Source organism: Roseibium sp. AWQ4_290, assembly GCF_056160985.1.
This window is the reverse complement of the sequence record NZ_JBSWYG010000039.1, coordinates 1-18,842: the sequence shown is the minus strand read 5'-3', so window position 1 is coordinate 18,842 and position 18,842 is coordinate 1. Positions and strand designations below refer to the sequence as shown.

Sequence of the window (18,842 nt, the reverse complement as noted above, 5' to 3'; positions counted from 1 at the left end):
ATCCGGACTGCTTCTGCGCGAAACTCCGCGCCGTGACGTGATGCCATGAACATTCTCCTTTGTGGCAAAATACCAAGTCAAAGGAGCGGTACAAATCCGGGACAGGTCCAGTAGACATAAAGCTCGGTGATATCATGACGGGCGGCAGCTTGTTCTGCTGATGCAATCAATCTTGAGGCGACACGTTGCCGCCGATATTCGGGCGCGACCAAAAGTGCATTAATCCATAGTCTGAGTTCATTGGTTTCAGGTAGGGGGGCCATGGTAAACGCCAGTCCACCGACCAGTTGACCATCCTCATTTAGAGCGACTAAGGGGGAGGGAATCTTGAAGTCTGGGTATTGCCCTTGGAGCGGGTCCAATTCGCTCCATTCCTGAACGAACCACTCCGACAATTCCTCAAGATACTGCGGCGCATCAACTGCTTGCTTAATTGCGATCATAATAGTGCGGATACCCTCAGTTGTGGGCACATCTGATCGACGTGCAGTACAGTGCTATACGGCCGTATTTCTCAGCCAAGTTTCGAAGGCCAGACATGCAGAGCTCGGCTCCTTGGAGGTTAATCGAGTGATCCAATATCTGCCTGTCGTTATTTCTGCTTTGAAGGGCCGCGCAAGACGTCCTTGAGTCAATTGTGTATTAAACATCTCATAGGGCAAAAGAGCGACCCCCATACCTCTTTCAGCCAACTCAGCTATTGCCACAGATGAATCGAACATCATGCCATTGAGTTGCGGGAGCTTTACGCCGGTTTCCTGAAACCAGATCGGCCATTCGTCCGCGCGGTAGGATCTAAGAAGCGGGTAGTTTGCCAGTGCTGCCGGCTCATTCAACTCGGCAGCCAAAGATGGGGCGCAAAGCGGCGTAAGAGGTGTTTCCATTAAGGGCTGCGCAGTCAATCCGGTCCAGCGCCCGTCGCCAAATCGGATAGCCTGGTCAAGTCCCTCGCGGGCAAGGTCGACTCGATTGTTATTGGTGAACAGTCGGACGCTGATACCCGGGTGATCTCGTTCAAAGCTGGGCAAGCGTTCCGCGAGCCAACCCACGGCAAATGTTGTCACGACACCAACATTGATCGTTTCATGATACCTGCCGTCCAGAAACCGGTCCAGCACGCTGCTGATCCGGTCAAGGCTGGAGGTTAGGACTGGTAGCAGCGCCTCACCTTCAGGCGTCAGAAGAAGCCCTTTGGGGGTGCGATGGAATAGCTTGACGCCGAGTTGATCTTCCAGGCGCAGGATCTGATGGCTGACGGCAGCTTGCGTCACGCACAGCTCAACCGCCGCGTTTGTGAAACTACCTTGTCGAGCAGCAACTTCAAAGCAGCGCAGGGCGTTGAGGGGTATGTTGGGACGGTCCATGGATATTACTTTTTATAATGCTGGGTCCGACTATTAGTCGTTTGCTCTGCGATTAGGAAGGGGATAGCCCTTACGCCATAAATTGAACGAATGCCGGGGCATTCATTTACACGCGGCTCATTCTCCGAAGATGTAGGCGGGGCAAGGGCATTATACTGCAAATCAGAGAAGAACGGCTAATGAAAGAACATGCTCGATATCTGCTGAAGGCCGTCTCAACAGCGGGCACATTGAGTGCAGGAACTCTAGCGCCACTGATGGCGCAGGCAAATGAACCTCATGTGGGAGGGGTTATCGTTGCCGTCTCCGACATCGAAACCGCTTCAAGTTCTTACGAAGGATTGGGCTTCACAATTAAACCAGGAAAGCTCCACGACAACGGCCTCTTGAACGCTCACATCAAGCTTCCCAACAAAACAAACATTGAGCTCATGTCACTCCTTGGCGAACCCGGAGATGACATCGCGGGCAAGTACTCAAGCTTTCTGGAGCAAGGAGAAGGGGGCGCATATCTGGAACTCACAGGCTCAGATCCCGATTCATTTTCCGACGATTTGAAAGGTATTGAACATGACATCATTCGAGGAAAGTACTGGGATTATGTAACGTTTCCTGAGGGGACCGGCCTTGAGCACATCTTTTTGTTTCACCCGCATAAAGACTATCAAAGCAAACCACATTTCTATCAGCATGAAAACAACGCCAGGATGATCGAAGGTGTGTGGATTGAGGGTGGCCACAAAGTAGAAGAACTGCTTCAAGCGTTGGATTTTCGGTATTGCGGAGAACTAGAAAATTCCTTTGGGGCGACTGGGAATTCTTACAGAACATCCATGGGGGACATAATCGTAACCAAGGATGTGACAGAGAACAGACCCAGGATTTTGGGGATCTCAATGAACTTGGATACAGCGGCCAAAGAGATTTTTGATCAGGGTGAAGCACACGGCATCTGGATTGATAATGTCGATCAGAAATTGAACTGCGAATAGTTAAGCTGCCCTGACTGCGCCCTTCCAGCATGTCCAATTTTGATGTTCGGGCGGCATACCTCGGCACTCTGTAACACTCTGCTCATTGTCCGGAAAATCACCAATAGTCGTCTGCTACGACGCGTCGGCCTGACCAGAACATAGTAACACAAAGAAGAGAAGCAACTGATGAAAGAATACGCTCGGAATCTGCTGATGACTGTCGCCACAGCAGGCGCCCTGATAGCCGGATCTGCGGCGTCACTAACGGCACAAGAGTTGCCGGCAACTGTGATCGCGTGGGAAGAACGTCTGGATGCACGTATTGGTGTGGTTTTGCGCGACACAGCCACGGACTGGGAGGTCACGATGCGCGCAGAAGAGCAGTTTCCGATGTCCAGCACTTTCAAAGCGCTTCTGTGTGGCGCGGTTCTGATGCGCGTTGATGCGGGCCATGAAAACCTGACGCGACGCATTCCTTATGCCGAAAGCGACCTTGTATCTTACTCCCCGGTTACCGAGCAATATCTCGAAATGGGCCTCACAATCGCGGAGCTTTGTGAGGCTACTGTCACAATCAGTGACAACACCGCCGCAAATTTGCTGCTGGCGACCATGGGGGGGCCGGAAGGTCTCACCGAAGTACTGCGCAAAATTGGAGATCGGACCACACGTCTGGATCGCTGGGAGCCATCTCTGAATGAGTCAATTCCTGGAGATCCTCGTGATACATCAACACCTGCAGCCGTTCTGAACACCCTGGAGACACTACTGTTCGGAGAGGTTCTCCAACCCGCATCTGCGGCGCAGTTGCGCCAGTGGATGATCGACGACGAAGTGGCTGATGCTCTGATCCGGGCCAATCTGCCAGAGAGTTGGGTGATTGGAGATAAGACAGGCGCGGGCGGTTATGGATCCCGCAGCATTGTCGCCTTCATCGAGCCAGACGATGGTTCGCGTTACATGGCTGCGATCTATGTCACCGAAAGCAAGGCCGATTTTTCGTTGCGTAATCAGGTGGTCGCCGAGATCGGTCAAGCTATGATCGCTGAAATTGAAGCCAGATAGATGAGTTCAATCCGGATGGCTAAATCAATCCACCTGATTGTCCTGCTTTGCACCGGCCTTGCCGCAATGTCTCAAAGTTCCAGGGCTGGGAACTCCGGGTACGATAACTGGGCCAATCAGAAGTGCTCACTCTACCGGCGCGCGGTCAACCATGCCATCAGTATTCTTGGGCCGAACGGATTGCGCTCTGACTTTTTGGAACAAAACGAGCGGTTCATCGAAGATGGCTGTCAGGAGCAGGGAAGCGTCTGTCCGCAATCAGAAAAAGAGATAGATTTTGCCAACCTTCTTACCATCATGACGATGAATGAAGGCATGGCCAGTACGTTCGTTCCCTTCGGATGTGGTGGTTAGAGAGCAGGCCCTTGGAAAAGCACAATCGTTATCACAACAAGTAATAGAAGGAGAAAACCCTTGGGGCAGAAAAGTCGCAAATTCATTCGTCGCACAGTAATCTGTCTGGCTCTCATGGCTGGCATGACGCGCGGAGCATTCGCAGATGAAGCAGTCTTTCATCCCGAATGGGGCAGCGTATTCGTGAACGCCGGAGTTGAAGGTACAATCATACTCAAGCGCGTTGGTGACACAGAACGGCATGTCTACAACCCGGAGAGGGCCGACGAAGAAAAAACTCCGGCCTCAATATTCAAAATTCCAAACGCGCTTATCGCCTACGAGAGGGCGTGTCCGCCCGGTGAAGCCGGTCTTCATGGCGGCGACGCGCTCTGTTGCGCTGGCTTTGTAGCGCAACGCGGAAGCGCTAACAAAATCACCGGACAGGCACCATTTACATAAGTGGACGCTTAAGGCACCAAATCGAAAAGCGGCAGGTGGGGGGCAGCGGACGCTCAGGTCTTAGGTCATAGGGAATGCGATTATCGAATTAAAACTGCCGGATGAAGCGGGTCGACGGACCAAAGCAGTGTGAACGGCCCTCAGCTTATGATGTTTCGAGATAATCAATGCACTCGACTGAGGAAGTCGAGAACTCGGCGGTTTCGCTCATCAATCATTTCGCTACCGTCTATTTTCCCTAATAAGCCCAACCACTTCAGCCCAGGCAGCAGGAAGGTTGCATCGTGAAAGTTCAGATGGTCAGCGCCTTCAATTGAATGATCTTCGAAGTTGCTGCTTGAAACGTTACGGAGAAAGTCGTTCCCGCCTTCATTTCGTTCGCTATAGAGCATCAAGTAGGGGACCTTGACCGGTGCTTCGATGTCGGTCCCAAATAGTCCGCCATCCAAATTCACCACCGCGACACATCGTTTATCCGTTTTACACAATTCCGTGCCGACTGCGCCACCAAGAGAAAGGCCTATAAAGGCCGCCTGGCTTTGTTCAGATCTAGTTCGTTCATTTCCATTGGGAACCGAAGACAGGATTTGGTCTAAATGATCGAGCACGAATTTTGAATCTGCGGCTCGGCGCCGGACGATTTCAGAAAGCGCTGTGTTTTCTCGAAAAACTTGCAACGACAACGCGGACCTCTCAGCCCTGGAAAGTTCATTGGCCGTCCCTAATCGTTTCAGGTTTTCAGTGGCCTTTTCCAACTCGTCAGGGGACAAGTTTTTTTGGATTGAAGCGTATTCCTTGCGTTGTTCTCCGTGTTGAACGCTGATCACGATATAGCCATGACTTGCTAACGCCTCCATGAGAAGCGTGTTTTCGGATGCAATGGATAAGAGCGCATGATTGTAGACAATGATCTTTGGGTTAGCTTCTTTCTCCGCCAGTGGCGCATCTATATAAGAACTTGTCTTCATGGCCTTCAAATATCCAGCGAAGACGCGTTCTAACGGCGAGAAGTAACTTGGATCGGAGAACTCGCTCCATACAGTATCTCGTCTGTGGCGTTCCAAAAAGGCCCTTTCCGAAGGGTACCAAAATTTTAAAAACAATGTGCGCTCGCTCTCCATATCTGTGCGGCTTTCGGTCTGAGGAACATAGGCGAGTGTTGTGCTGGTAACGCCGACACCGTGCGGACCTGTGGGCTCCGGAAGGGCACGTATCGGGAGCCCTAAAGAGAGGGCGGCCGATAGCAGAAGCGCTAGAGTTCCTAAAACATATCCTAAGCTACTGACGAACCGTCCGGACTCCCAACCAAAGAAAAATCCCAACACAATTACACCGACAACCAAGGCTGCCGGAATCAACTGCCAGCGAAAAGGAGTAACTGCGAAATGAATGACTAATAGCAAAGCAGCCAAGCCCAACATGGCCAGTGGAAAATGAGAAGGCATCCAGGAGAACGGCATAGAAAACAATGAGATAATAGTTAGAAGAATTATAGTTAGTTCAACAAGTAATGCAGTGTGCATGATATTCTTTCTTTACGGAAGTAACCGCTTGCGAATATTTGGTGACACGAGATCGGTCTTGCGTTGCATGAAGCCTCGGTCTGCGTTTGCTCTTTTGATTTTGTATTTTTCGAAGTAGTGATCAGAAATGTGTGTTTCAAGTATCCGTCCGGAGAACCCGGTCTTCATGGCGGCGACGCGCTAAGTTACGCTGCTTTTGCAGCGTAACATCACGGCATGAGTTCGTTGATGCGATTGATCTTGCGGTCGGCGATTTGTGCCAGAACCCATTTCAGCCAGGCTTGCGGCTAGATGCCGTTGAGTTTGCTTGTCTCGATCCGTGATGGCCAGACTTCAAGTATGAAACTTTCATACTCTGTGCTAGTCTGGCAGCATAAAGGAGCATCTGGATGGACAAGCGCACCATAAGCCTGCCGGACGAACACGGCGGAGCCCCATCAATTCAGGGATGACTGGCGCAGCCAGGCCGGTATCTGCATCGCAGATGTGCGCGAGCGATCGTGAGGGCGTGTCGCAATTTTCGCTGACGGACAGATTTCTCCCGTTTTGGGATCGACTTTCAGGCTTCGTTAACTTTTTCAATTCCGAAGAGCACTGCCAGCAGATCGTTTTGCTCGCGGACGCTCCATTGACCGGTAAAGTCGAAGCCCTTCCTGAGCCACAGCATAGCTTCAAACCCGGCGATGGATTTTCTGGCTGAGTTGAACGAGCGGAACCCACCGACCTTCGGCATGTTCTTCTTCACCCTGAAATGATCGCTCTCAATACCCTGTTGCAAATGCTTGGTCACATAGTGCACCGGATCCGAAGCAAGCAGGCCGCCGTCAACCGCGTCCCCAATGGCCGAAGGAAAAGTGCCGGCACCATCGGTACCGATTTTGCCCGGCGACAGCAGCGGAGCATCCTGCAACATTTTTCGAAAGAACCGCTTGGCCGCATTCAGATTGCGCTTTGCCGTGAGCAGGAAATCGACCGGATTTCCATGCTTGTCGATCGCCCGATACAGATAGCGCCATTGACCCTTGATGCGCACATAGGTCTCGTCAATGCGGATCGAACCACAATGCGGCTTGCGGAAACGCCGCAACCGTTTCTCCATCAAAGGAGCGTAGGTCAGAACCCACCGGTTGATGGTGCTGTGATCGACTTCGAAGCCTCGCTCCAGGAACATCTCCTCCAGATCCCGATAGCTCAGCGGATAACGTAAGTACCAGGACACCGCCTGGATGATCAGCCATGCCTCGAACTGTCTGCCTTTGAAGTCATCCTTCGATTGGCGTTTCAGTTTTTCAACGATGGCAGAGAGAATCATGACGCGGAACTCCAATTGCAGGAGCGCTCTTTCAACAGCCAAATCTCAAGGCGTGGTTAACGCGAAAAACTTTGCGACACGCCCGACGGGACAACCATGTCGGACCAAGCGGCGACAAATGCTGACCAGAGTTCGGGACATGCGGCGCTGACAAGCAGGTCGCCTTTCGACCCGAGTCCGTAAGGGCGACCGTCGCTCCACCGGGCACGCCCGCCGAGTTCTTCAACGATCAGCGTTCCTGCAAGATGATCCCACGGTTTCGGCGTGAAGGTCGCCTTGAGCTGCAGTCTGCCTTGAGCAAGCAATTTGTAGTCGTGGCAGGACGCGCCCGAGCTCATCACACGCGCCACACGCGGCAGGGGAGATCTGGGTTGCGCCGGAAAACAGGCGGCGATGCGGTCAAGGTCCGTGCCGGACTTCAGGAAAGACAAAGCTTGCAGCGTGTTGTCAGAACCGTACTCTACAACACCTTCGCCAGCAGCCCCGACAATCATTGTGCCGCTCACAGCGTCGTAGATCAGCCCGAGAACCGGAACTCCGTTCCTGACAAAGGCGATCAAGGTGCCAAATACGGCTGTTCCGGCCGCAAAGTTCCAGGTCCCATCCAAAGGGTCGATCACGATGACAAACGGCGCTGCCGCAGCGCAAGCCTCCAGACGCGGGTCGGCTGCAGCCGCCTCTTCGCCAAGCACCAAAGCGTCGGGCCAACGCACTCTCATGTACTCGGACAGCCGGTGTTCGATCAGCCGGTCAACCTCCGTCACCGGATCGAGCGCAGCACTTTTCACCTCGATATCGGCTTGCCCGAGTTTTCGGAAACGAGGAAGCGCGATGTCCTGCGCGGCTGCCCGCACCTGCTGCACGAGTTCCGCGAGTTGATCGCCTGCTAAAGAGAGCATTCTGTTATTCTTTCCAAAGCCGATGAAGGGGGCATGCGATCAGGACAGCGCCTTTGCAGTATCTGTCGTGAGGGCCTGAGCTTCGACCGGGCCGAGATAGCGTCCCGTGTCAATGTCAAACTTGTACTGGGTCAGCGCCCCATCCTCGCTCACGGACAATATGCCCGTGTCAAAACACATCCGCGTCGTAAACACGTGCAGCGCCCCGTTGAGATCCAGCTGCACTTCCGGGTTGCCTTTACCGATTGGTGTTGCAATGGCATGCTCGCCTGACGGCGCAGTGATTTTCAGGCCGCCTTCGTTTGTGATCTGCGTTGCATAAAGAAGCGCACCGCCTGGCGCCCTGTGCTCGAAGGTTTCGCCCCTGCCGAGAAAGCGCTCAGACCCCTTCACCTTGCGCCAACCCACCTTGTTCCGGTCCAGCCGGCCATCGTCGCCATAATAGTAGTGCGGGATCGGAGCGCCGTAGCGCGTGCCTGCGGGGTGGATGTGCACATGTGGCGGTGCGTCTGTGTGCCCATGGGGATTGTTGGTGTCGAAGCCCATGATGTTCAGCGGTCCGAGCTTTGACAGCCCGACAGTCCGGTCCAGTCCGAGCGCCAGGGCCGCCTTGCGCAGCGCGAATTCCATGGCGAGCGTAACCCGGGTCGCTTCCTCCGGCAGCCCGCCCGCGTAGGCCCCGGCAGCCCGCAGCGGGTCCGGAAGATTGACGTAGAGCTGCAAGCCTGGCTGGGTGATGTAACCAATGACTTCTGCACCCGTCAGGCAGTCCTGATCACCGGTTGTCAGATACACTGTGATTTCGTCGCCGATACACTGGAACGGCTGATCGCATTTGCCAACCAGAACACGGCGCACCGGATGATGGAGCTTGAAGGTCAGGGCCAGGCGCTCTCGTTGGGGCACGCATAAGGCCAGAAGGGTCTCGCGGGGATTGTCGACGCTATGCACGGAGCAGGGCATCATGAAGACCCGCTGATCCGTATCGAGCAACGTTACCGCCGGGCGTGAGTCTGCCCGCGCCACAAGGGGCGATGCCTTCATGAATTTCATATTCACCCAAAGATCCATGCGCTACCCCTTTTTCAACAGACCAAGAGTGGATATGCCAAATTTAATTTATGTTTGCAACTTAATTGTTTTCCATGGCCATCCGCCGCATGGCAGCCTATGCTCTGCTTTCAACCAAGCACCAGCAAAGGCCTTTCCAATTGATGCACGCTCCCTTGCAGTTGAACCGAAGCCAGCGCCGCGTGCTGGAGCTGATCCGGCGCCGCGGCCCGGTTTCGCGCGTTGAACTGGCCGAGCCGACCAACCTGACCGCCGGCGCGATCTCGCGCCATTGCCGCGAGCTGCTTCTGACAGGTCTGATAGAAGAACAGGAACGCCGGTTCGGCGGACGCGGACAACCGGCCGTTCCGCTCGTTATTTCGAAGGAAGGTGGGTTTTCGATCGGAATCTCCGTGTCGTTCCAGCGGGTGGAGATGGTGGCGATTGATTACGCCGGCGGCATCCTGGCGCATGTGGTGGAGGTTCTTCCGGAGGAAGACACACAGGCCCTTCTTGCCGTTCTGGAAACAGCGACTGCAAGACTGAACGAGGCACTTGCCGGGATCTCCTTGCGGATAGTTGGTGTCGGGCTTGCAATCAGCGGTGCGCCCGCGCGTGACGGCATGCGTATGGCGAAAGTCGCCGACTTTATGGCTTGGCTACACATGGATGCTTTGAAGGAATGGGTGCAGCGCATATGGCAGGTTCCCTTGCTTATGGGGAACAATGCGAAGATGGCGGCCCTATCGGAGTATCACGCGGCCGATAACCCGGACCTGCGCTACCTTGTCGGCGTCAATATCGGCTATGGCATGGGCTGCGGCGTGGTGCAGGACGGTAAGCTGTTCAGCGGTGTCGAAGGCCGCGCCGGGGCAGTCAGCGCCCTTTATCCGAAAGGGTTGCCGCGGCCGACAGCACGCGACCTCATCGTTACGTTGCAGAGTTGCGGCCGTGATGTGTCGGTGGTCGAGGATCTGGAGCAATTCCGGGTCGAGGACGACCCTGTGGTGTCGGCCTGGGTCGAGCGCGTCGCCACCCAGCTTTCGCCGCTGTTGTCGACAATCTGGCTGCTGCTTGGCCCCGAAGAAGTGGTCGTGACCGGCCATCTTCCGCAGCACATCGCTGGAGCACTGTCGGCACAGCTAGCCGATGGGTTGAACAACTGGCACACGGAAAGCTCTTTGCCTGTTCCACGTATTTTGCCCGCGCGCCTAGGGCGCCTTTCCATTGTCGTCGGAGCGGCTTGGCTACCGATCCTGCGCGAAGGGACAACCGGCGAGCTTGACGAGTTTGAACTGTCATAAAAGCTTAAATTGAGATTATAAACTTTATCGGTCATTTTGACATCGCGCGCTTCCAGCGCCGCCGCAGAACGCACTTTTCAATCTGCTCCACGACCGAGGTTAATCTGATGACCATCTCAATTACTCGTCGCGTCTTCGTCGCATGCGCTACAGCCACGCTGCTGCTGGCCTCGACGTCCGCCTATGCCTATCAAGAAGCACCCATGCTGGCCAAACGCGTTGCGGCCGGTGAACTCCCGCCCGTTGAAGAACGTCTTCCAGCCAATCCCCGCGTTATCGAACCGGTCAACGAGATCGGAACCTATGGCGGCACCTGGCGCCGAGGCTTCAGTGGCAGATCGGATGATCGGGGCCCGCAAAAGCTCATGGAACCGCGCATCGTGCGCTTCGTGCAGTCGGAGCCGGGCAAGTTCGAGCTGGTCAACAACTGGGTGGACGAGATTCAGGTCAACGACAACTCGACCGAGTTCACCTTCAAGATCCGCGATGGCTTGCGCTGGTCGGACGGGCAACCTGCCACAACCGAAGATGTCCAGTTCTATTTCGACGTGATCTCGTCGGAGATCGGTGCAGACAATGGCCGCTATCCCGGGACGCTTGTGTCCGGCGGCGAACGCGGCATCCTGACAATTCAGGACGAGCTGACTTTTTCTGTGGCCTTCAGCGCCCCGCACCCGCTTTTCCTGCAGCGTCTGGGCCGCGACTACACCTGGATGATTTTTCCCAAGCATTACATGGCGCAGTTCACGCCGATGTACGCGTCCCAGGAAGACCTGGCGAAGCGGGCTGCCGAATTCGGCGTCGAGACCTACATGGATCTCTGGGGACGCCGCGGCGTCATGCAGAGTTTCTGGCTGAACCCGGATGTTCCGACCCTGGCCCCATGGACCATCACCACCCCGCCGGATGGCGAAGTGGCGATCTTTACCCGCAACCCCTACTATCACGCTGTCGATACCGCCGGCAATCAGCTGCCTTACATCGACAAAATCCGTCACGATTTGTTTCAGGACAAAGAAACCCTCAACCTTTGGATCGCGCAGGGGCGCATTGATCTTCAAGGCCGTCATGTGCAGGTGAACAGTTATCCGTTTTATGTGGAAAATGCTGAGGCCGGAAACTACCGGGTCGCCCAGTGGAAACAATTAATTGTGGAAACGCTCTGGCCCAATCAGACCACGCGCGACCCCGTGCTGGCAGAACTTTTCCAGAACCCTGAGTTTCGCGAAGCTATCAACATCGCCATCGACCGCGACACCATCAACGAAATCAGCTATGCCGGTTTCGGGGAAGCCATGCAGGCAGGTCCTGGACGCGGCTCACAGATCTTCTCCGAAGATCTGCTGACCAAATGGCGAGAGTTCGATCCGGAGCGCGCAAACGCCCTGCTGGACGGTCTAGGACTGGACCAGCGTGATGCGGACAACTACCGTTTGCGCAAGGACGGCAAGCGTCTTTCGGTCACGATCACAACGCCCACCCAATTCGATGTCGAGCCGCTGGAACTTGTTTCAGCCGATTGGGAAGCCATCGGTATCGAAGTTGAGATCGAAGCAATCGAGCGTTCGCTCTATCTGGACAGGATGGCCGCCAACGAAGTTGAAGTCGGCCGGTGGGGCATGGGCCGCAGCGCCAACATCCTGATCGCCCCCGGTGCCTATGGAAACACTCTGGACGACAGTCCCTGGTCTCTCGGCTGGCGGGCTTATCGCGCCGAACCGGAAAGCCCAATCGCCGTCGCGCCGCCTGAAGGGCACATGCTCTATGACGTATGGGACCTTCTGGACCGGGCGAGCGTGGCCGGTTCGCAGGCTGAAGCCTTTGAACTCGGGCAACAGGTCTTGGAACTGCATGCCAAAGAACCCAACTGGGTCGGGTTGGTGGGGGGATATCCTTATCTCTTCATCGTATCTGACCGCGTGGGCAACTTCCCGGAGGGCTATATCCGCGACGACCTGACGCGTGATCTGGGCATTATCCCGACCGAGCAGCTCTTCATCCGCCAGTGATCTTGGTGTGTTGATTTCAACCTCCTGAAAAAAGACGGCAGACACCCCGGCAAGGGTGCCTGCCGCGAAGTGGATCGCCATGCTCACCTATATCGCTCAACGCCTTCTCTGGTTTATCCCGACTCTCTTCGCTGTTTCGGTCGTGTCCTTTGCGATCATTCAGTTGCCACCAGGTGACTATATCACCACACTGGCCGGTCAGTTGGCCGCGGAAGGCGAAGCCAGTCCGGAAGCTCTGGAAGCGCTCGATCGGCTTCGGGAACGGTTCGGGCTCGACCAGCCGTTCTACGTCCAGTACGGCAAATGGATCTGGGCGATCCTCAGCCGAGGCGACTTTGGCTATTCCTTTGAATGGCGGACCGATGTCGGGGGGCTTATCGGCGAGTATATGATGCTGACGGTCGTGGTGACCGGTGCCACGTTGCTGACGACCTGGATGATCGCCCTGCCTATCGGAATCTATTCCGCCGTGCGGCCTTACTCTGCCCTGGACTACATCGCCACGGTCTTCGGTTTTATCGGCAAGGCAACACCAAATTTTCTGCTGGCGCTGATCCTGATGTGGGGTGCGTTTTCCTGGTTCGGAGCCGACGTGACCGGTCTGTTTTCTCCCGAGTTCACCGATGCGTCCTGGAGCCTCGCCAAGGCCTGGGACCTGGTCAAGCACTTGTGGGTCCCGTTGATCGTGCTTGGCACATCCGGAGCTGCCAGTCTGATCCGCACAATGCGCGCCAATGTGCTGGACGAACTTAACAAGCCCTATGTCGAGGCGGCCCGGGCGCAGGGCCTGTCTGAAATGCGCGTCATCCTGCGCTATCCCGTGCGCGTTGCACTGAATCCGTTTCTGTCAGCCATCGGCGGCACCCTGCCGGACCTTTTTTCCGGGTCGGTCGTCACCGCCGTCGTTCTGAACCTGCCCCTTGCAGGGCCGATGCTGCTCAGGGCGCTTACGTCTCAGGACATGTATCTGGCCGGCAGCTTCATCTTCCTACTCAGCGTGCTGACGCTCGTCGGGACGTTGATATCGGACATTCTGCTGGCGGTGGTCGATCCCCGCATTCGCTTCGACAAGGGGTAAGTCAAGAACATGCTTAGAGTTTTAACCGGAGGCGGGCCGAAAAACGCCAGAGACTATGCCAGCGCCAGTGCCCGGCAACTCGCCTGGTGGAAATTTCGCCGTCACAAACTGGCGCTCATCAGCCTCTGGATTGTCATCGCATTTTACGCCATCGCGGCGTTCGCTGAATTCTTCTCGCCGTACAATCCGACCGATCTGCACCGCCGGCATGCGCTCGTACCGCCGCAGACCATCCATATTTTCACCGCAGATGGACACCTGACCTTGCCGTTCGTCTATGCACTCAAACGCACCCGCGACCCGCAAACCCGGCGTCTTGCCTATACAGAAGACCGGTCAAATGCCTATTCGATCCGTCTGCTGGCGCCGTCTGCGCCCTACAAGCTCATGGGGATCATTCCATTGTCCGTGCGCCTCATCGGTCTTGATGCGAAGCCGGGAGACCGGAACGCAACCCTGTTTCTTCTGGGCACCGACCGCCTTGGCCGCGACATGCTGAGCCGACTGATTGAAGGGGCTCGCATTTCGCTTTCCATCGGCCTTGTTGGGGTCGCCTTGTCGTTTGTGCTTGGCATCATTCTCGGCGGACTGTCGGGCTATTACGGCGGCTGGGTCGACACGGTCGTGCAGCGAACCATCGACTTCCTTCAGTCCCTGCCGACGATACCGCTCTGGATGGGACTTGCCGCCGCACTGCCGCGCGGGCTTGACCCGCTGACCGTTTACTTCATGATCACCATCATCCTCTCGATCATTGGCTGGACCGGCATCGCGCGCGTTGTCCGCGGGCGTTTTCTGGCCCTGCGCGAGGAAGATTTCGTGATGGCCGCGCGCTATTCCGGGGCCTCCGAAATGCGTGTGATCCTGCTGCATATGGCGCCTGCCTTTACCAGCCACATCATCGCGTCCCTTACGTTGTCCATCCCCGAGATGATCCTGGCCGAAACAGCGCTGAGTTTCCTCGGACTGGGCCTGCAAGCGCCAGCGGTCAGCTGGGGTGTCCTGATGAAGGACGCGCAGTCGTTGCTGGCCATCACACAGGCGCCCTGGCTGCTGCTGCCGGGCCTCCTGACTGTGATCACCGTGCTGGCTTTTAATTTCCTAGGCGATGGTCTGCGAGATGCCGCCGACCCTTACGGACGGGTCTGAAATGACGCTGCTAAGTATCGAAAATCTGTCGGTCGGCTTTGCTATAGGCGAGACGCTGGTGAACACGCTTCTCGACGTTTCTCTGCGCATCAGTGCTGGGGAAACCCTGGGTATTGTCGGAGAGTCCGGCAGCGGCAAGTCCCTGACGGCTCGTGCCGTCATGGGCCTGTTGCCACCGGCAGCGCGTGTCTCGAGCGGACGCATCCGCTTTCAGGGCGAAGAAGAAGACGCTGTCGAAATTACGGGCTTGCCGGCGAACGGCCGGCGCATCCGCAGCCTTCGAGCCCGCCAGATTGCAATGATCTTTCAAGAACCAATGGCTAGCTTGAGCCCGGTGCATACAATCGCGGAGCAGATCGAGACACCGCTGCGTGAGCACTTTCGTCTGTCGACGCGGGCTGCCCGTGGAGAAGCTCTGGACTGGCTGGCCCGTGTCGGCATGCCGGCACCCCGGGACGTTGCGACGCAATATCCGCACCAGATCTCAGGGGGCATGCGGCAGCGGGCAATGATTGCGATCGCGCTCTCCTGCCAGCCAAAACTCCTGATCTGCGATGAACCGACGACCGCGCTGGATGTGACGACCGAAGCCCAGATCGTCGGGCTTTTGTCGCAACTGCAGACGGACCTGGGCATGGCCATGATTTTCATCTCACACAATGTCGCGCTTGTGTCCGAGGTCGCGGAGCGGGTTGCCGTCATGTATCTGGGTCAAATCGTGGAAAACGGTTCCGCGTCGACTGTTTTCGGCTCTGCGCAGCACCCCTACACCAGGGGGCTCTTGCAATCGATTCCAGGCCTCTCCGAGCCAGGAACCCGATTGTCCACGCTGGAAGGGTCGGTTCCCGATGCATTCCACCGGCCGCCCGGCTGTGCCTTCCATCCCCGTTGCCCCGAACGTTTGCGCAATGGCTGCGACATACGCCCGCCCGAACTCCGTAAGGTCAATGAGACAGAAACACGGTGCCATCTCTATGACTGACCATCTGCTGCGCGTGACCAAACTTGAAAAACACTTCCCGTTGCGCAAGGGAGTGTTTCGCCGCAAGGTCGGTGAAGTCCAGGCTGTTTCCGGCATAGACATGACGATCCGCTCCGGAGAAACGGTTGCCCTTGTCGGCGAGTCCGGATGCGGAAAATCAACCACTGCACGTCTGCTGATGGCGGCTTTCCCGCCCAGCTCGGGCGCGATCACCTTGCACCGTGACGACGGTCCCCTTTCCGTTCATGCCTTGCGGGGCGCGGCACGCAGACAGCTTTGGCGGGATGTGCAGCTGATTTTCCAGGATCCTTACACATCTTTGAACCCGCGCATGACCGTGCGCCAGATCCTCGCGGAACCGCTGCGCAACTTCGGAATCGCCACCGGAGCCACGGCTGACGACCGCATTGCGGACATGCTGGAACAGGTCGGCCTCGGCGCGTCGGCCATGAACCGGTATCCTCATGCATTTTCCGGCGGTCAGCGCCAGAGGATCGGAATTGCACGGGCGCTTGTTGTCGGTCCCAGGCTCGTGATTGGTGATGAGCCGGTCTCAGCGCTGGACGTGTCGGTGGGTGCACAGATCATCAATCTTTTCGCGGACCTGAAAACCCGCCTGGGCCTGACCTACCTTTTGATTACCCATGACCTTTCTCTGGTGCGCCACAGCAGCGACCGTGCCCTTGTGATGTACCAGGGGCGGATTGTCGAAGAGGCTCCAGCCGAAGTGCTCTTTCAAGAGCCGAAGCATCCCTATACGCAAGCCCTGTTGGCTGCGGCCCCCAAACTCCGCACACACAAGCAGCCACCGCGGATACCGCCGGACATTCCGCCGTCAACACAAGTCCCGCAGGAACGGGGCTCGTCCAACGGCTGCGTCTATGCGCAGCGCTGTCCCGTAGCCACTGATATTTGCCGAATCACACCGCCGCCTCGCGTCCTGCTTCCGTCCGACAGAGCTGTGGCGTGCCATTCCGTTTCGGCACATAACCAAACGAGTCCCGCCACATGTTTGTAAACACAGAGCTTCTCGATCAAATCGGCACCTCGTGCCCGGCCCGCGCATCCTGGCGACCGTTTCCGGATATTGCTGACCGCGACGGATGGCAGGCTGTGAAATCGGACGCCCGCCTGGGGGCGTCCATCACGGCCATTCTCGCCTGCGCCAATAAGGTACCAGAGGGCGCTCCCGAACAGATTACGGGCACGCTTTATATGGACTTCATGCGCACCGGCGGGCGTTCCGCCTATGAGAGTGTCCTTTTTCAGCGGCGCGCCGAACTGTCCCACCTGGTGATTGCCGAGTGCCTGATCAACGACGGGCGTTTTCTGGACCGCATTATTGACAACATCTGGGCCACCCTCGGCGAAGTCTATTGGTGCGTCCCTGCGCACAATTTTGCCGGAACACATGAAATGGTGCTCTACAAGGCTGAAAATCCCTGGAGGGCGGACGACCCGCTTCCCGTGCCTGGGGATGACTATCTCGACCTTTTCCATTGCGAAACGGCCGCCATTCTCGCCGAAGCCTGCTACCTGCTCAAACCGTTGCTGACAAGAGAAGTTCCCTCTCTCTACCACCTCGTGAACGGTGAGGTCGAGCGGCGGACACTGGCAAAGTTCGAGGGCCCCGGCCGTTATGGCTGGTTTCAAGGCAAGAACAACTGGACGCCATGGTGCGCCCACAATCTACTGCTGGCTGCGAGCTATATTTTTGACGACACCAGCCGTTTGGCCAGTTTTGCAACCAAACTCTTTACGCCGATGCAGTGTTTCTACGATCTGCTCGGTGACAGCGGCAGCTGCATTGAAGGGCCGGCCTACTGGAATGTCAGCGCGGCACGTCTAATGGGTTTCATTGACCTGACGGAATCCCGTTTCGGTGCGGATCTCCAAGCTGACCGGAACCAGAAGTTCCGCGCATTTGGGACCCATCTGGAAAAACTCCATATCGGCGGCGATAAATTCGTCAACTTCGCCGACGGCAGTCCAGCCATCAGTCTGGACCACGGTCTGTTGAGCCGCTACGCCGGACGGATCGGCTCGCAGCATCTGGCCAATCTCATCTGGCAGGATGTGGACCGCGTCGCCGAAATCAAGTTGCAACGCGCGGCGTCAGGTCAAGGCTTCAGCAACCCGAACCGTCAGATCCTCATTCATCTGACGCGGCTGCTTTTCTGGACGCCTGACATCCAAGGGGGCGGCAACGACAAATACCAGAAAAGTATCTGGCTGGACGATATGGAAGTCATGCTGGCGCGCGGCAGCGATGAGGCTGACAAGGGCCTGACCTTAAGCTGCATTGCAGGCTCGAACGACCTCGCGCTCAATCATCACTCTCACAACGATGTCGGCCATTTCAGCCTCTACTGCGACGGTGAGCCGGTTATAATTGACTTGGGGCGCGGCAGCTACAGCAAGGCCACCTTCAGCAATGCACGGTATGAAAAGTGGTTCATCAACTCCTCCGGCCATAATGTGCCGCAGATCAACGGGCTGCTGCAACGCCATGGTGCTGGGGCCATGGCTGTAGGTACCGAATACAATTTCGATGGCAGGACAAGTGAATTGCGGTTCGATACCGCCCGAGCTTACTTCGACAAAGCTGGAAGCAACAGGATTGAGAGGACAATCAGCTTCGATCATGAAAAGGCACATCTCCAGATCGCAGATCAGATCTCGCTGACCGACGAGCTTACCAGCTACGTCCTGCCGATCCATGTGTCCGACCGGGAGATCACCGTCACGGGCCTGGACACATGTAGCCTCACAGCGGGCCAATCAAAATTGTTGCTGAAAACGGAAAATCTTTCCATTGAAAGGGTAGAGCCCGTTGTGCTGACTGATCCAGTTCTTCGTGACACATGGGGCAATCGGGTTTTCCGCATTGTTTTGACAGGTCAAGATTTGGCGGCCGGACGGTTTTTGCTGTCCATTACACTTGATACATTTAAGTCTTAAACTCGAATTTCTTCTGACCCAGCGCCTTGAACGGCCCGGTTCTAGGATCCCAGCTTTCCGCCCTTTCAGATACTACAAAGGCGGCCCTATTGGACGGTTTTTTGGATTTGGTTGCGGGCTCAGGATTCGAAGGTTTTTTCCTCGTTGGGTCGGGGTTTGCTCTTTTTGATGGGGCCCCCGGTCCTGTTAAGATCTGTATCGGTTACCAACAAACAGCCCGGCACGCAGCCTTGTTGTTTTGTTGGTTTCGGGCTCATTCTTTTAAGGTGTCCGCCCGGTGAAGCCGGTCTTCATGGCGGCGCCGCGCTCTGTTACGCTGCTTTTGCAGCGTAACACCAAGGCATGAGTTCGTTGATGCGATTGATCTTGTGGTCGGC

Annotated in this window: 17 protein-coding genes and 1 pseudogene; 11 read left to right on the top strand and 7 right to left on the bottom strand. The window is 56.3% G+C overall.

What is annotated here, in order from left to right; translation table 11 throughout:
* Nucleotides 1–77: 77 nt before the first annotated feature.
* Nucleotides 78–443: a GNAT family N-acetyltransferase gene (locus tag ACXAH0_RS24785; protein WP_475195911.1), complete on the bottom strand. Its 366-nt coding sequence runs from the start codon at nt 441–443 to the stop codon at nt 78–80.
* 54 nt (nt 444–497) lie between these two features.
* Nucleotides 498–1,364 (bottom strand): LysR family transcriptional regulator, encoded by an 867-nt coding sequence (locus tag ACXAH0_RS24780; RefSeq protein WP_475195910.1) that lies wholly within the window; start codon nt 1,362–1,364, stop codon nt 498–500.
* 179 nt (nt 1,365–1,543) lie between these two features.
* Here ACXAH0_RS24780 and ACXAH0_RS24775 point away from each other — a divergent pair, with 179 nt between their 5' ends.
* The 4 genes from ACXAH0_RS24775 to ACXAH0_RS24760 all read left to right on the top strand — a co-directional run bounded on the left by ACXAH0_RS24775 (nt 1,544) and on the right by ACXAH0_RS24760 (nt 4,198).
* Nucleotides 1,544–2,356, top strand: coding sequence for a hypothetical protein (locus ACXAH0_RS24775; RefSeq protein WP_475195908.1), 813 nt, complete (start codon nt 1,544–1,546; stop codon nt 2,354–2,356).
* A gap of 168 nt (nt 2,357–2,524) precedes the next feature.
* Nucleotides 2,525–3,403, top strand: coding sequence for a class A beta-lactamase (gene bla, locus ACXAH0_RS24770; protein WP_475195906.1), 879 nt, complete (start codon nt 2,525–2,527; stop codon nt 3,401–3,403).
* On the top strand, nt 3,404–3,757 hold the full coding sequence (locus tag ACXAH0_RS24765) for a hypothetical protein (protein WP_475195904.1): 354 nt from the start codon (nt 3,404–3,406) through the stop codon (nt 3,755–3,757).
* Nucleotides 3,758–3,817: 60 nt separating this feature from the next.
* Nucleotides 3,818–4,198, top strand: a complete 381-nt coding sequence (locus tag ACXAH0_RS24760) for a hypothetical protein (RefSeq protein WP_475195902.1) — start codon at nt 3,818–3,820, stop codon at nt 4,196–4,198.
* 164 nt (nt 4,199–4,362) lie between these two features.
* On the opposite strand, the gene ACXAH0_RS24755 is transcribed toward ACXAH0_RS24760, so the two are convergent.
* The 5 genes and pseudogenes from ACXAH0_RS24755 to ACXAH0_RS24735 all read right to left on the bottom strand — a co-directional run bounded on the left by ACXAH0_RS24755 (nt 4,363) and on the right by ACXAH0_RS24735 (nt 9,003).
* Nucleotides 4,363–5,721: an alpha/beta hydrolase gene (locus ACXAH0_RS24755; RefSeq protein WP_475195900.1), complete on the bottom strand. Its 1,359-nt coding sequence runs from the start codon at nt 5,719–5,721 to the stop codon at nt 4,363–4,365.
* 209 nt (nt 5,722–5,930) lie between these two features.
* Nucleotides 5,931–5,999, bottom strand: a pseudogene (locus ACXAH0_RS24750) (hypothetical protein); the annotation flags it as partial.
* A 281-nt stretch (nt 6,000–6,280) separates the two neighbouring features.
* Nucleotides 6,281–7,033, bottom strand: coding sequence for an IS6 family transposase (locus ACXAH0_RS24745; RefSeq protein ID WP_475195898.1), 753 nt, complete (start codon nt 7,031–7,033; stop codon nt 6,281–6,283).
* Between the two features lie 56 nt (nt 7,034–7,089).
* Nucleotides 7,090–7,932 carry an inositol monophosphatase family protein gene (locus ACXAH0_RS24740; RefSeq protein ID WP_475195895.1) on the bottom strand — a complete coding sequence of 281 codons (843 nt, stop codon included), beginning with the start codon at nt 7,930–7,932 and terminating at the stop codon, nt 7,090–7,092.
* Nucleotides 7,933–7,971: 39 nt separating this feature from the next.
* Nucleotides 7,972–9,003, bottom strand: a complete 1,032-nt coding sequence (locus ACXAH0_RS24735; RefSeq protein WP_475195893.1) for a hypothetical protein — start codon at nt 9,001–9,003, stop codon at nt 7,972–7,974.
* Between the two features lie 89 nt (nt 9,004–9,092).
* Here ACXAH0_RS24735 and ACXAH0_RS24730 point away from each other — a divergent pair, with 89 nt between their 5' ends.
* From ACXAH0_RS24730 to ACXAH0_RS24700, 7 genes are all read left to right on the top strand, one after another.
* The gene (locus tag ACXAH0_RS24730) at nt 9,093–10,286 is read left to right on the top strand and encodes an ROK family protein (protein WP_475195890.1); all 1,194 of its coding nucleotides are present in this window, start codon (nt 9,093–9,095) and stop codon (nt 10,284–10,286) included.
* Between the two features lie 107 nt (nt 10,287–10,393).
* Nucleotides 10,394–12,295, top strand: a complete 1,902-nt coding sequence (locus tag ACXAH0_RS24725) for an ABC transporter substrate-binding protein (protein ID WP_475195888.1) — start codon at nt 10,394–10,396, stop codon at nt 12,293–12,295.
* 79 nt (nt 12,296–12,374) lie between these two features.
* A complete protein-coding gene (locus ACXAH0_RS24720) occupies nt 12,375–13,373 on the top strand; it encodes an ABC transporter permease (protein ID WP_475195887.1) in 999 nt (332 codons plus the stop codon).
* 9 nt (nt 13,374–13,382) lie between these two features.
* The gene (locus tag ACXAH0_RS24715) at nt 13,383–14,522 is read left to right on the top strand and encodes an ABC transporter permease (RefSeq protein WP_475195885.1); all 1,140 of its coding nucleotides are present in this window, start codon (nt 13,383–13,385) and stop codon (nt 14,520–14,522) included.
* A gap of 1 nt (nt 14,523) precedes the next feature.
* Nucleotides 14,524–15,504 (top strand): ABC transporter ATP-binding protein, encoded by a 981-nt coding sequence (locus ACXAH0_RS24710; protein WP_475195882.1) that lies wholly within the window; start codon nt 14,524–14,526, stop codon nt 15,502–15,504.
* Nucleotides 15,497–16,522 (top strand): ABC transporter ATP-binding protein, encoded by a 1,026-nt coding sequence (locus tag ACXAH0_RS24705; RefSeq protein ID WP_475195880.1) that lies wholly within the window; start codon nt 15,497–15,499, stop codon nt 16,520–16,522. Before ACXAH0_RS24710 ends, ACXAH0_RS24705 begins: the two co-directional genes overlap by 8 nt.
* Nucleotides 16,513–18,465, top strand: coding sequence for a heparinase II/III domain-containing protein (locus ACXAH0_RS24700; protein WP_475195878.1), 1,953 nt, complete (start codon nt 16,513–16,515; stop codon nt 18,463–18,465). Before ACXAH0_RS24705 ends, ACXAH0_RS24700 begins: the two co-directional genes overlap by 10 nt.
* Nucleotides 18,466–18,842 lie beyond the last annotated feature (377 nt).